Here is a 14,429-nt window from a genome sequence, read left to right on the forward strand (position 1 = left end):
ACAACTTAAAAGTGGGATAGAAAATAAGATTTTTCCTTATTTTCTATCCCACTTTTAATAATTATATTAAATTTCTTCTAAATAATATAACATATACTTTATAAGTTTAATAACATTTATTCTCACATCTATCACACATGCTATATTTGTCCTTATCTTTACCGACACCAAATAATACTACAACAGTTTTTATAGGGTACATTTGAAAGTGTTTACTTATAGTTATAGTAGTATTTTCTTCTCTAAATGCATTTAATAGTATTACTTGATTTGATATATGAAAATCTTTTTGAGATGGGTAAAGTTGAGCGGATATATTCATAGGATTAATCTTTTTATTAATTTCTTCTTTTATCTTATGATTTATATAATCTAAAGCTACTACCCCTATTTTATCTAAAATCATAGCTCTAATCATTTCAGTACTGCTGGAGTATTCATTAATCCTATCTTCTATGTAATCTCCTATACTATATAATGCTATATACACAGAGGATGAATTTTCTAGTTCTCTGGCTACATAATTGCTTTTAATATTAAAGTCACCAAAACTTACTTCTACATCCTTTATTTTTTCAATCTTAAAATGTTTTAAAAATACTTGGGTATCAAATAATTCCTTTGACTTTTCAATCTCCTCATCTATTTTTTTTAGGATAATTGGAGGTTGCTTTCTTTTACCATATCCAAGGAATTTTAAAACTTCATCTCTATCTATTATAATATCCTTAATATCTAATCTCATATCTAAACCTTTATTTCATCTAATTCTTGATATGTTATTCTTCCAGCTTCTATAGCAGCTTGAAGATTTTTAACTGGTGTATCATTCATGCAATTACATCCAAATGCACAAAGATAGTTATTGTGTCTTCTCATTTTCTTTAGTAGTTTTAATGTCTCATTTTTTATCTTATCTTCCTTGGAATTATATAGAAGCTCTAATGGATCTAGATTTCCAAGTAATACTATGTCCTTTGGAACCATATCCATAACCTTTTCATAATCCATTATTTGATCAAGGCTTAATGCATCTATATTACAAGTCAGCATAAGATCTAAAAACTCTGTAGTATCTCCACATATATGCAGTGCCTTCCAACAGTTTAAGTCATTATATATCTTATTTAGGTTAGGAACTATTAATTTTTCAAATCTATCTCTACTAAGTGTTACCGTAGCAGGCTCTGCTATAGATATATACTTTGCACCAGCATTTTTCACTGCTACTGCATATCTTCTAACTGTCTCAGTTGTAAATTCAAGTAACTTTTTTACAAATTCAGGCTCTTTAATTACGCATCTTAAAAGATGTGTTGCACCTGCTAACTGAATTCCCAGGGTAAATGGCCCTTGGATAGATACAAAAAGAGGCTTATCTACGTTTTTTGAAATCAGTTCTAGACTTTTTAGATTTACAGGCATTCTACCAGATTTATAAGGGTCTGGAACTTCATATTTTTCTAAGGCATCTATATTTGTAAAAGGGTGATTTAGCACACTTGGAAAATCAAAATCCGGCTTTAATAAATCAAGTCCCAGTGTCTCACAAAAAATTGCCCCATCACATAATGAGTATATAAAATCTGTTTCAAAGGTTTCATTCATCTTTTTAGCAACTTCTAGTTGCTTATTTGGATCATTATATACCTCATATGCTGTATAACCTGTTAAAAAGAGGCCATTAGTCCCCATATCTGGTAAGAAAAAACCTCGATTTTCACTATTTATATATTCAAGTAAGGTCATTTACCTTCCCTCCTTCAGTATATTTTGAACCAACTTAATAACCTTTGGTGCATTTGGTGCATATCCATCAGAATTTATTTCAATGGAGTAATTCTCAGTAACACTTCCACCACCTACAATAACATAGGGTCTTCTCTTTAAATCCATAGAATTGATTTTTTCAATAAGCTTTTTCATTTCTCCCCTTGTTGTTGTCATCATTGAAGATAATCCAATTATATCTACTTCTTCTTTTATTGCTACACTTATTATTTCTTCTACACTTTTATTTACTCCAAAGTCTAGTACATCATATCCTGATGCTTCTAGCATTATTTTAACTATATTTTTACCTATCTCATGGGTATCTCCCTCAACAACTGAAAGAAGAATTTTTCCTTTAACATCATTATTAATATTTCCAAATCTACTTAATACCTTTAATCCTTTATTTAACGTGTCCGCACATACTATTATTTCTGGAATATCATATTGTTTATTTTCATAATAATCTATAGATCTAACCATTCCATCATTAAGTCCCTTTAAGTAAATCTCTTCTAATCTAATATTGTCTATTTTTGCTGCATGTACTACTAATCTTTCAATATTATCTTCATCCATATTTACTATACAGTCAGAAATTTGTGTCAATATATCCATAATAATTCTCCTATACTATTAGTAATTTCTAACCTCATTATATCTGTAGTTATATTATCTTCTTTAATATAAAAAAATGTGCTATTGTATAATTTTAATTCTCTCTTCATTTTCATTATCAAAATAATGTATTTTAGATGTATTAAAGTATATTTTTAGAGAATCTCCAAGTTTTATATTTGACTCTTGTCCTACTTTAGCAGTTATATTATCAGATTCTACCTTAAAGTAAATATATTTTTCGCTTCCCATATTATCAATTGCATCTATAGTTCCAGTTAAAGTAGATAAACTATTTTCATTACTTACTATTACATCCTCTGGTCTTATTCCAATTATTATTCTCTTGCCAACATACCCCTTTTCTTTAAGCACTTTAGATACTTCAGGAGTTAACTCAATTTTAAGTTGATTTTTCTGCAATATTAACATATTTTCTATTTCTATTACATTTACATCTATGAAATTCATTTGAGGACTTCCCATAAATCCTGCAACAAAAGTATTAATTGGACTTTCATATAATTCCTGTGGTGACGCAAATTGCTGAATAATTCCATCTTTCATAACTACTATTTTATCACCCATTGTCATAGCCTCTGTTTGATCATGTGTTACATATATAAAAGTAGTTCCAAGTTTTTTATGAAGTTTCACTATTTCTGCTCTTGTTTGTACACGAAGCTTAGCATCAAGGTTTGATAATGGTTCATCCATAAGGAAAACCTTAGGATTTCTCACTATTGCCCTGCCAAGCGCGACTCTTTGCCTTTGTCCACCTGATAAAGCCTTAGGTTTTCTATCAAGTAGCCCTTCGATTCCCAGTATATTAGCTACTTCTTTAACCCTAACTTCAATTTCTTTCTTTTTATTTCCCCTTATCTTTAGTCCAAAGGCCATATTTTCATATACACTCATATGAGGGTATAGTGCATAGTTTTGAAAAACCATAGCAATATCTCTATCCTTAGGTTCAACATTATTTACTATTTTATCATCTATATATAATTCACCTTCAGTTATCTCCTCAAGTCCTGCTATCATTCTCAGTACCGTAGATTTACCACAACCTGATGGTCCTACAAATATTATGAACTCTTCATCATTAATCTCAAGATTAAAATCTGAAACTGCCCTAACCCCTCCTTGATAAACTTTACTTATACCTTTTAAAGTCAAGTTCGACATTGTAATACTTCCTCTCTCCATTGATTTATACCTTATACCATTTAAGTCCAATATTTCATAGTAACTTCCATTTCGTATTATAATCAATGTAATTTGTCAACTCAAATAGAAAAAACAAATATTATTTTTTTTATCATCATTATTTCAAATATAAAGAAAAAGTCTGTAAAATACTTTCAAATATATTAATACAACACATTATTTTAAGCCATACCTATTTAAAATAATGTGCTGTACTAATATATTTTTCTATATTCTTAATAATAATCATCACCCTACAATTAACTCCAAATTATCACTTTTAGTATCTATAAATTTTTTTACACTGTTCATGTTTTTTATAATATAGTCAACTATTAAAGGATCAAACATCAATTCTTTATTTTTAATTATCTCATTCATACAATTCTCAAATTTAATAGACTTTCTATAGGGTCTATCACTCATCATAGCATCAATAGAGTCACATATTGCAATTATTCTTGATCCAAGTGGTATACGCAATCCAGATATTCCTTCAGGGTATCCCTTCCCATCCCATCTTTCATGATGATAAAGAACAATATTGCTTATAGATTTTAACTTTTTTGATTTGCCTAAAATATTAAAACCTATTTTTGGATGCATTTTAATATACTCCCATTCATTAGGTAATAATTCCCCATTTTTATTTAGTACTTGATCTGGGACTCCTATTTTACCTATATCATGTAAGTGGGCTGCAATATGTATGTTTTCTAACTCTATTCCTTTAACTCCAAGGGCCTTTGCAAGTTCATAGCTCATAAATGCAACTCTTTCTGAATGGCCACTTGTATAAGTATCTTTAGCTTCTAATGCTGCTACTAAACTTTCAATTATATCATGATAAATTTCTTTCTCTTTAAACTTAAAAAATATTCTTTTCAACATTTTATATCTCCTCATATAATTCTATTAATCTCTCTATTTTTAGATACTGAATATCATTATCATTAAATGTGTAAAAATAATATATAAATAGATACTATTTATATATTTATTAAGCAAGGACCATATTCCATATTTTTCTATACAAATAATACTACTTTTATGTATTGTTGTAAATATATTTTATATCCTTTCTATTAGCAATCCTTCATTTTCTATATATACTATCGCCTTTATTCTTCTCATTGCTTCCTTTACATCTATAGTATATGAGTCAGGACCAATTTCATTTGCAAATTTCTAACAAATTGGTCCTCCATCTACCATTACTTTATACTTATCTCTTATATTTCTTTCCTTTAGCATTTCTATAACAGTTTTCATGCCTCTCATAGTCATCATAAGTGTTGACATACAAATAAAGTTATTTTAAATTCATTAATATCCTTTTTTAATCTCAACTACATTTAAAAGCTCTTCTTTATTTATATATCTTTTAAGATTCTCATAAAAAAGATTCCATCTTCTTTCTGGTATCATTTCACTAATCCATGAATTATGGGAAGTAATAACTACCCTATGGTAATCCCATAATCTACTCTTTTTAGACAAAGGCTCTTCCTCAAATACATCTAAAGCAACGCCTTTAAAATTCCCTTCATCTAAATGCTCTACTAGGTCTTCTTCACTAACAACAGCACCCCTTGAAACATTTATAAGATATGCATCTTTTTTCATCTTTTCTAATCTTTCTTTATTAAAAATATGTTCTGTTTTCTTAGTATGTGGAAGACAAATAACCACTACATCACTTATACTTAAAACATAGTCTAACTTATCAATTGAAAAACATTTATCAAATCCTTCTATACTTCTTCCATTTGTGTTTACTCCTAGTATTTGAGTTCCAAATCCACTTAACCTTTTAACTGACTCCTTGGCTATATCCCCCGTTCCTATAAATGATATCTTTTTGCTGTATATTTCTCCTACGGAAAAATCCATAAACCATCTTTTATTAGATTGATTTTCATATGCTTTTTTTCTATTTTTTATAAGCTCTAAAATATTAAGTACAACCCATTCCCCCATAGGTATACTATAGCCACCTCTATTATTTGTAACTATAATCCTTCTTTCTAAAACCTTATCTACAGGAATCTGTTCAAATCCCATACTAGTTAATTGAATCCACTTTAAAGATGGAAAATCATCTATATCAAGACTTTCAAATGGACTATAACACATTAAGGCCTCAATCTCTCTCATATAACTTTTATATTGAAATGTAGCCTCATTTTCAAAGTATACCTCATAGCCTAAATTCTCTAAAAGTGATATTTTCTCCTCCATCTTCCCGTCTTCAAATTTATACGTAAATAACACCTTTTTCATAATATACCCCCTTTAACAAAAGCCCTAATCATAATACTATGAATAGGGCTTTTTTAAATTTATATTCTTTTTATTAAGCTTCTATTATTACTTCAATTGTACCTTTAATCTTATCATTTAAAGCATTTGCAACTGTACAGAATTTTTCAACTAACTTTGTAAAGTTTTCGATTTCTTCCTTTGAGTTTGAAGATTTTACCCTGTAAGTAGTCTTCATAGTTTTAATTGCCTTTATTTGAATACCAGTATCCTCTAATGGTCCTGCTTCTTCAATCTCTGCACTAATTTCTACAACTAAATCTTTAACATCTATGTTTTTAGACTTAGACAAAGATACATAAGACATAATCTTACAAGCCGCAACAGAATTTAGTAACATTTCACCAGGAGTCATTCCCTTGTTATCGCCTAATGGAGTACCTAAATCCATAGTTACACTATGTTCTCTTGATGTAGCAAGTACGCTTACGCCTTCTTTAAGTTCTACTTTGCATTTCATTTAATCATCTCCTTAAAAAATAGTTATTATTCTACAAAACTATTCTTCCCTTATACTTAAAAAAAATCCATAAAAGATGATTTTTTAATACACCTATAATATTAAAAATGAAATACCTATAATGATATAAACAACTATAAGCTGCATACCCTCAAGCCAATTTGATTCACCATCATTTGCAACTCTATTAGCTATAAGTACTGAAACAAACATAGCTATTAGTTCAAACTCATTAAATACAATGCTCATTGGCTTAAATAGTAAACTTAAAAATATAAGTATTGGAGTAACAAATAATATTATTTGTAAACTTGAACCTATTGCAATTTCAATTGCAACATCCATTTTATTTTTCATTGCCATAATAATAGCTGTACTATGTTCAGCTGCATTTCCGATTATAGGAATTAAAATTATCCCTACAAAGAACTCACTAAGCCCTACTGCCTTAGTCATTGGCTCAACTGAACTTACAAGAAACTCACTTTCTAGTGCAATTAAAACAGTTGCCACAACTAACACAATAATTGATTTTTTAAGACTCCACTTAACCTCATGAGCTTCTCCATGATCTGATCCGTATATATCTTTATGAGTATAAAAAGAAAAATATAGTCCAAGTATGTATATTAAAAACATTAAGGCAGCAACACCGATACTTAAAATCTCGTATCTAGTTGTTAAAAGCTCAGGTTTTACTGTATGAGTAAATATAGCTGGAATAACAAGTCCTATAACAGCGAATAAAAGCATGCTTGATGACACTTCAATAGCCTTTTTGTTAAATGTTTGAGTTTTGAACTTTAATCCTCCAAATAACAAACTTGCCCCAAGAACTAAAAGTATATTTCCTATAACAGAACCTGCAATCGATGCCTTTACAACGTCAAATAGTCCTTCCTTTAAAGCAAAAAACGCTATAATAAGTTCTGTAGCATTTCCAAATGTGGCATTTAAAAATCCTCCAACTCTTGGACCTGCATAATATGATATTTCCTCTGTAGCTTCTCCCATAAGTCCCGCAAGAGGGAGTATAGATAGAGCGGATGCTATAAATATTAATATTGGATTCATATGCATAAATTCAAATGCTATACTTATAGGGATAAAAATAAATAAGTACTTTAAAAACTTCATGATACTAGACCCTTCCTTTGCAATTTTTTTATTAACAATTATACCATAATTTATATTAAAAAATTTAACTAAACTAACTATCTTTTTATAAATAACAATATAGTTAGCCTAGTATTCCACATATTAAATATAAATATAAATTATATAAAGTTAAAATAAAAAAGCTATCAATTAATATGTCTAACACACCTTAATTGATAGCTTTTAGCTCTATTAGTTATCATCAAAACCATAAACCATTTGTGAATAATTAAGAGTCTTGTACCCTTTACGTATATAAAGCTTTTTTGCTGATTTATTATCCTCACATATTTCAAGCCTAAATCTAGCTGCTTTATCAGAAAACTCTGTATTAATAAAATCAAGGATTTTACTACCAAGACCTAACCCTCTAAATTGCTCCCTAATATAAATCTCCTCTATCCAAACAACTATTCCCCCTGCTTCATTTGAATAGGTTAAACTTATTTGGGAATATCCAGCAACTTCATTATTCTCCTCTATTATATATGCCTTTGCATATGGAGAAGAGGAAATTATCTCATTATATGTTTTAACTATATTTTTTTCTGGGATTGGATGAAGTACTGCTTCAGAATTATAAAAATCCTTAACCATATTAATAAATATATCTTTATCTTGTTGTTGTAATTCTCTAATCATAGATTTATCTCCTACTTTTCTAAAACAATAATACTCTTATATAAATCATACTATAGATTAGAAAAAATAGAAAATCTATATCATTACTTATTAAATTTTTTATAACAACTTTTGAAAAATAAAACAGCTATGGACATCTGTCCATAGCTGTTTTTACTACTTATTGATTCCTTCAAGAAATCCTTTTGCAAGCTTTAAAGCTCCTTCAAGTGAGTGATCCTTATAAGTACCACATTGTACCTCATTAGCTGCTGGTATCTCTGTAGTTTCAAGAACCTTCTCTAGTGAATATACAAGAGCCTTCTTTATATCCTCTACACTTAAATCTTCCCATACTGTAAAGTAGAATCCTGTTCTACATCCCATTGGTGATAGATCTATAACCTTTTCATCTAATTCAGTTTCTCTTAAATAAACTGCTAGTAAGTGTTCAAGTGTATGTATAGCACCTGTCTCCATAACAGCCTTATTAGGTTGCATAAATCTTATATCAAACTTAGTTACGATATCCTTATTTTTTCCTACATATACTCCGGCTTTTCTAATATATGGAGCAATTACAGTTCTATGGTCTAATTCAAAGCTTTCTACTTTCATTAAAGTACCTCCTAAACTCTTTGAAGTAATTTTTTTATTAATTCTAAATAATTTTCGATTGCCTTATCCTTATTAGTTTCATAATCTTCATGTGATGAATCGTCACCTTTATCTGATATAGTTCTAATTATTAGGAAAGGTGTATCATTTAGATAGCAAGTATGAGCTATACTTGCACTTTCCATATCTCCAGCTAAAGCATCAAATTCCTTAACTAACCATTCTACCTTTTCCTTACTAGTTAAAAATTGATCCCCTGTAACTATTCTTCCTACGAAAGTTTTGTTTTCTGGATTTTCTTCAGCAGCTTTTTTAGCTAATTCTACTAAGTTCTTATCTGCCTTGAAATCAAATGTATCTAGTCTTGGAATTTGTCCATGTCTATCTCCGAATACTGTTGTATCTACATCATGTTGAACTAAGCTATCTCCTATTACAATGTTTCCAAAACCTATTTCATCTCTTAGTCCACCTGCAACACCAACATTAATAATTGCCTCTGCCTTAAATTCTCTTATTAGTGTCTGTGTTGAAACAGCAGCATGTACCTTACCTATTCCACAAACTGTTGCAACTACTTCTTTATTTCCTAGTTTTCCTCTGTATATTTCATTTCTAGAAACTACCTCTTTAGTTACATCAGTTAATTCCTTTAAAATTATCGCTAGCTCTTCTTCCATAGCTGTTATTATACCTATACTCAATTATGCCACCTACCATTAATTTTATTTTTATGTTATTTTATATTTCTTATCTTAAGTAATATATTAAACAATTTTCATGGAAAAATTATTTATCATTAATTATAACAAAGTAATAATATATAAATCAAGAATATCGCAGAAAACAAGAAAAGCCATATAGTATGTGAATATCAAACTATATGACTTATTAAATATTCTATATAAAATTATTCAAAGCATTTTAAGGGTAGGTATACTTAAGCTTCTAGTTGAATAACTCCACATGCTAGCTTTTTACCTGAAGCCCCAGCTGGCTGTGTCTTATAATCATCAGGACCTTGATGTATAACTACAGACTTTCCAACAATCTGTGAAACAGTAAACTTATTAGTGAAAAATATTATTCTAGAATAACCATCATTTGAGAATAGTACAGGAAAATCTCCTGCATGATTACCATGTGGTTGATTAGTCGGATTCCAGTGTCCTCCCGCAGACATAAATGGATCTGAGGGGTTACCTACTGTACAATTACCATTCTCATGTATATGAAATCCGTGTGGACCAACCTGTGGACTTCCTTCACTAGCTGGTTTAAATTGAGGTAGTCCATTAACCTCTACAGAAACCTTTGTACCACCAGGTGCCTCTGTAAAAATTACAGTACCACGAATTCTTGGAGCTAACGGTCCACCAAATATATGTGCTACAGCTCTTCTTGGCTTATTAGTCTCATTTACATCATTTCTGTATCCAGAATAGTTGTAATTTAGATGTGGGCATTGATGTTTTGGGAAATTCATAATATCCTCCAAATTAAACATTTCATTTTATGTTATGCCTAATTTGATAAAATAGTTACACTTTCTATTTCTAAAAGCTTTTCCTTTATACCTATCCCTCCTGCATAGCCAACTAATTTACCACTCGCACCAATTACACGGTGGCAAGGGATGAAAATAGGGATTGGGTTCCTATTATTTGCCATACCCACTGCACGGGATGCTTTCTCATTACCTACACATATTGCTACTTCCTTATAAGTACATGTTTTGCCATATGGAATCTCTTGAAGGCTCCTCCACACACTTTGCTGAAAATCCGTTCCTTGTGGTATAAGTGGCAAATCAAATGTTTTCCTTTTTCCATCAAAATATTCTTTAAGCTGCTCACTTGCTTTTTTAAGTAGAGGTGTCTCAACTAAATTTATATCTTTAGGGATTACTTCTCCAAAATATATGTGAGTAATTCCTACTCCATTTTCCACAATTCCTAATTTCCCGATTTTTGTTTCATAGTAAAATGCATTCTTCATTTTGTGCCTCCTGCATATTTATTATATTTTCCTATTACTAACTAGCTTTTTAGCCTAAACTAATAGTTTTAATAACTTCTATCTACTCTATTATAAACAAAAATACCCTATAGAATAGACTTTTATCATATATTCTATAGGGCTATATTGATTTTTATAAGTTAGCTTGGAAATATAAGACACTCAGCAAAAAGTCTTTCATACCCTTGTGATGCTCCAAGTTCCATATAATCCATCTTTTGAGCCAAATCTTCAATTTCACCTTTTACATCTTGAGACATAAGAGCCATATATGCTCCTGTTTTAGAGGAATTACCTACATATGATAGTTTGTCTTTTACCTCCTCTGGTAATATGCCTATACCAACTAAGCTATCAACTGGCAGGTGTGCTCCAAACTGTCCTGCAATAATAACCTTATCAAGGTCATTTATGTCAATACCTGCCTTCTTAAGAAGTGCATAAAATCCAGAAAGTATAGCTCCCTTTGCTAGTTGAACCTGACGAACATCTCCCTGTGTAATTAACAGTCTTTCAGGGTTTTCGCTTAGAATAAACTCTCTTTTGCTTCCATCTAAATTAATCATATCATATCGATAATCAGAACTTTCTAGCTTTTCCTTCTTTATAAATGCTCCTTGCTTCTTCACCAGGCCTACACGAATTAACTCTTTTACAGCGGCTAATATCCCACTACCACATACACCTATAGGTTCTTTACTACCTATAACTTGAAGTTCAATTCCCTTTTCACTGATTTTTACATCTTCAATTGCTCCCTCTGCAGCCCTCATACCTGAACTTATATTCATCCCTTCAAGTGCTGGCCCTGCTGCACAGGAACATGATAACATTTTTCCTTGATTTGATAATACAATTTCTCCATTGGTTCCAATATCTATAAATAGAACATTTTCTAAGGCTTTATGTAATCCACATACATATGCACCTGCTACAATATCCGCACCTATATAGGAAGAAACCGATGGAAGACAATAAAGCCTTGCACCAACAGATGCCTTAAGTCCTATATCCTTCGCTGGTATATTCTTTGACCTTGAGAATACCGGCACATATGGAGATTTTCCTATAGAGGATGTATCAATCCCTAAAAGAAAATGCATCATTGTACAATTTGCTGCAATAGAAATCTCATAAATATGTTTTTTATCTATTTTAGTTTTGTTACACATATCTTCAATCATGTCATTAATAGAATTTACAATTGCAGATTGAAGTTCTTCCTTTGCATTCTTTGGATTTTCAAGTTCATAGGTTATTCTAGTTAGAACGTCAAGACCAAACTTCTTTTGAGGATTAATCATTGATGCTGTTGTAATTTCTTCACCTGTATTCATATTTATAAGTGCTGTTACAACAGTTGTGGTTCCTATATCAATAGCAATCCCATAAAGAACATCACTAGTATCACCTAATTCAATTCCAATTAAGTTCTCTCCATTGAAAACTCCAGTTACAATTCCATATGTGACTTCACTTTGCTTTAATATATTCCAATCTATATGCTGAATATCAAATGCCCTGCATAAAGAATCCTCAAATGGAGTTTGATCATCTAGGTTAGGCTTTTTAATTTCAACTACCCGTTTAGAGATTGAAGGTCTATATTCAAAGCTTGGTATATATCCAGTAGTTAATATTTCATGTTTTCTTTCCTTTTGTAAAATTTCGATTGTGATATCATCATAAGGTGTTACAAGACAGGCTAGTCTTATTCCTGACCTTAATTCCTCTTCCTTTAGGAACTTCTCCTCTGTTTCGGATAAATCAGATAGGTTTCCTTCTATAAGTCTAATCTTACATTTACCACATAGCCCTTTACCATTACATGGATTATCAACAAAAATATTATTCTCTACTAGAAGTTCCAATAAATTCTTACCTTGAATATATTCAAATACTTTATTTTGATTCTTAATGGAAATCTTAGGCATCGCTGATTGCATCTCCTTTTGTTAAGGATTCAATCATTGATCTTATGTTTTTCAGAGGAGATTTCATTCCAAGTCCACAGGCTGGAGATATTATATTAGAACCATCCTCTACACACCTTTGAGTAAGCTGTGCGATTTTATTCGCCTCACCAAACTCAATTGTGTAGGTACTTACATTCCCCATAAGAAGCCTATCACCTAGGTTCTTTCTAGCCTCCTTGATACTAACCATAGAATCAAAACTTAGAACATTACTTCTTACCTTATTTACCTCACTATATACATTTTTCATTTGACCACATATATGCACAATTGTAGCTATATTTTCTTTTTGTATACTGTGGATTAGCTTATTTAAATATTTAACTGCAAACTCTTCAAATAGTTTTGGTCCTAAAATCTCACCAGTACCACTAGGGTCAGAAATCGCAATTATATCTGCACCAGCTTCAATTTGCTTCTTTGCAAATAAAATTAATTCATCAGTTACAAACTCAAGGAATTCATGGGCCTCTTTATTGCTTTTTCTAAGCTGCTTATAAAATACAACAGGCTCGATTATAGAGCTTGCTGTACTTATTGGTCCTGTAAGGTTCCCTATAATCGGAACATCATCTTTCTTAGACTTTAAGATTTTGATTGCATCAAGTACAACCTTTGATCTTCCATCCTCAAAATTAATCTTTGAAAGAGTTGTCCATTCATTAACAGAATTAATTGCATACTCTACAACATGTGGCTCGTAAATATTACTTCCCATATCAACCTTCGCACCAAGCTCCTCAGCTTCTACAGTCATACAAAATGGAACTCCAAAGTTTTCAAAGCACCCTTTTTCATATACTGCTCTCGCTAAATCCGCCATCATTTGTGCATCACTATGTGCTGCAGGTAAGCTGATTCCTACTTCATCCATTAATTCTGTTGTTACCATGTTCATCATTCCACCTGGGCAAATACATGGTGGTCTATCAACCTCTTCCTTTGTAAAGACCTTGTTTAATCTCTCCTTTGGCGATAACATAGCCTTCACCTCTTTCTATGCTATTTCAAGTAATCTTTTTACTAATTTAACTGCCTCAACTGCATTTGCAGAGTATCCATCTGCACCAATTTGATCAGAGAATTTTTTAGAGATTGGTCCTCCACCTATAACAACTTTAACCTCATCTCTTATTCCGGCTTCTTTTAAAAGTTCTATTACAGTTCCCATTCCACCCATTGTTGTTGTCATAAGTGTTGATAAACATACGAATGCTGCATTAACTTCCCTAGCCTTATCAACGAAACTTTGCAGTGGAACATCTCTACCTAAGTCAATCATATCAAATCCAGCTGTTTCAAGCATTATCTTAACTAGATTCTTACCTATATCATGGGTATCTCCCTCTACAACTCCGATTACACCCTTTGGCTTTTCTTCTAATACTTCATTTTCTGGAAGATGAGGTCTTAAAATTGATAATCCTTCATACATTGCATCTGAACATAGTAATATATCTGTTACAAAATACTCCTCATCGTCATATAACTGACTTGCACGGTTCATACCATCTACAAGTCCTTGCATTATACCTTCGAATATAGGATATCCAGCCTCTACATATTCATTGCTTGCTTCAATTACATCTTCTTCTTCCATTTCAACTACGCCATCTGATAGTCTTTTTAATAATTCTTCCTTTGATACTGACATT

Annotated in this window: 16 protein-coding genes; all 16 read right to left on the minus strand. The window is 31.0% G+C overall.

What is annotated here, in order from left to right; translation table 11 throughout:
• Positions 1 to 106: 106 nt before the first annotated feature.
• The 16 genes from CLCY_RS12115 to CLCY_RS12190 all read right to left on the minus strand — a co-directional run bounded on the left by CLCY_RS12115 (position 107) and on the right by CLCY_RS12190 (position 14,428).
• Positions 107 to 745 (minus strand): hypothetical protein, encoded by a 639-nt coding sequence (locus tag CLCY_RS12115; RefSeq protein WP_048571406.1) that lies wholly within the window; start codon positions 743 to 745, stop codon positions 107 to 109.
• Between the two features lie 2 nt (positions 746 to 747).
• The gene (locus CLCY_RS12120) at positions 748 to 1,749 is read right to left on the minus strand and encodes a uroporphyrinogen decarboxylase family protein (RefSeq protein ID WP_048571407.1); all 1,002 of its coding nucleotides are present in this window, start codon (positions 1,747 to 1,749) and stop codon (positions 748 to 750) included.
• Positions 1,750 to 2,391 (minus strand): cobalamin B12-binding domain-containing protein, encoded by a 642-nt coding sequence (locus CLCY_RS12125; protein WP_048571408.1) that lies wholly within the window; start codon positions 2,389 to 2,391, stop codon positions 1,750 to 1,752.
• 81 nt (positions 2,392 to 2,472) lie between these two features.
• Complete coding sequence (locus tag CLCY_RS12130; RefSeq protein WP_048571409.1) at positions 2,473 to 3,579, minus strand: ABC transporter ATP-binding protein; 1,107 nt, start codon at positions 3,577 to 3,579, stop codon at positions 2,473 to 2,475.
• A gap of 270 nt (positions 3,580 to 3,849) precedes the next feature.
• Complete coding sequence (locus CLCY_RS12135) at positions 3,850 to 4,491, minus strand: HD-GYP domain-containing protein (RefSeq protein WP_048571410.1); 642 nt, start codon at positions 4,489 to 4,491, stop codon at positions 3,850 to 3,852.
• 435 nt (positions 4,492 to 4,926) lie between these two features.
• Entirely contained in the window at positions 4,927 to 5,883 is a 957-nt protein-coding gene (locus tag CLCY_RS12140) for a phosphoglycerate dehydrogenase (protein ID WP_048571411.1), read from the minus strand.
• Positions 5,884 to 5,956: 73 nt separating this feature from the next.
• Positions 5,957 to 6,382, minus strand: coding sequence for an OsmC family protein (locus tag CLCY_RS12145; RefSeq protein WP_048571412.1), 426 nt, complete (start codon positions 6,380 to 6,382; stop codon positions 5,957 to 5,959).
• A gap of 93 nt (positions 6,383 to 6,475) precedes the next feature.
• On the minus strand, positions 6,476 to 7,519 hold the full coding sequence (cax, locus tag CLCY_RS12150) for a calcium/proton exchanger (protein WP_048571413.1): 1,044 nt from the start codon (positions 7,517 to 7,519) through the stop codon (positions 6,476 to 6,478).
• A 213-nt stretch (positions 7,520 to 7,732) separates the two neighbouring features.
• Positions 7,733 to 8,182, minus strand: a complete 450-nt coding sequence (locus CLCY_RS12155) for a GNAT family N-acetyltransferase (protein WP_048571414.1) — start codon at positions 8,180 to 8,182, stop codon at positions 7,733 to 7,735.
• Positions 8,183 to 8,338: 156 nt separating this feature from the next.
• Positions 8,339 to 8,779, minus strand: a complete 441-nt coding sequence (locus CLCY_RS12160) for an S-ribosylhomocysteine lyase (RefSeq protein ID WP_048571415.1) — start codon at positions 8,777 to 8,779, stop codon at positions 8,339 to 8,341.
• 11 nt (positions 8,780 to 8,790) lie between these two features.
• The gene (locus CLCY_RS12165; RefSeq protein ID WP_048571416.1) at positions 8,791 to 9,483 is read right to left on the minus strand and encodes a 5'-methylthioadenosine/adenosylhomocysteine nucleosidase; all 693 of its coding nucleotides are present in this window, start codon (positions 9,481 to 9,483) and stop codon (positions 8,791 to 8,793) included.
• Positions 9,484 to 9,719: 236 nt separating this feature from the next.
• On the minus strand, positions 9,720 to 10,265 hold the full coding sequence (locus CLCY_RS12170; RefSeq protein WP_048571417.1) for a superoxide dismutase family protein: 546 nt from the start codon (positions 10,263 to 10,265) through the stop codon (positions 9,720 to 9,722).
• A gap of 38 nt (positions 10,266 to 10,303) precedes the next feature.
• Complete coding sequence (locus tag CLCY_RS12175; RefSeq protein WP_048571418.1) at positions 10,304 to 10,777, minus strand: methylated-DNA--[protein]-cysteine S-methyltransferase; 474 nt, start codon at positions 10,775 to 10,777, stop codon at positions 10,304 to 10,306.
• A 161-nt stretch (positions 10,778 to 10,938) separates the two neighbouring features.
• The gene (locus CLCY_RS12180; protein WP_048571419.1) at positions 10,939 to 12,732 is read right to left on the minus strand and encodes an ASKHA domain-containing protein; all 1,794 of its coding nucleotides are present in this window, start codon (positions 12,730 to 12,732) and stop codon (positions 10,939 to 10,941) included.
• Positions 12,725 to 13,756 (minus strand): methylcobamide:CoM methyltransferase MtbA, encoded by a 1,032-nt coding sequence (locus CLCY_RS12185; RefSeq protein ID WP_048571420.1) that lies wholly within the window; start codon positions 13,754 to 13,756, stop codon positions 12,725 to 12,727. The genes CLCY_RS12180 and CLCY_RS12185 overlap by 8 nt, the downstream gene beginning before the upstream one ends.
• 15 nt (positions 13,757 to 13,771) lie before the next feature.
• Complete coding sequence (locus CLCY_RS12190) at positions 13,772 to 14,428, minus strand: corrinoid protein (RefSeq protein WP_048571421.1); 657 nt, start codon at positions 14,426 to 14,428, stop codon at positions 13,772 to 13,774.
• Position 14,429: the final 1 nt, after the last annotated feature.

Origin of the sequence: Clostridium cylindrosporum DSM 605, from assembly GCF_001047375.1 — a bacterium.
Taxonomy (GTDB): Bacteria; Bacillota; Clostridia; order Clostridiales; family Caloramatoraceae; genus Clostridium_AB; species Clostridium_AB cylindrosporum.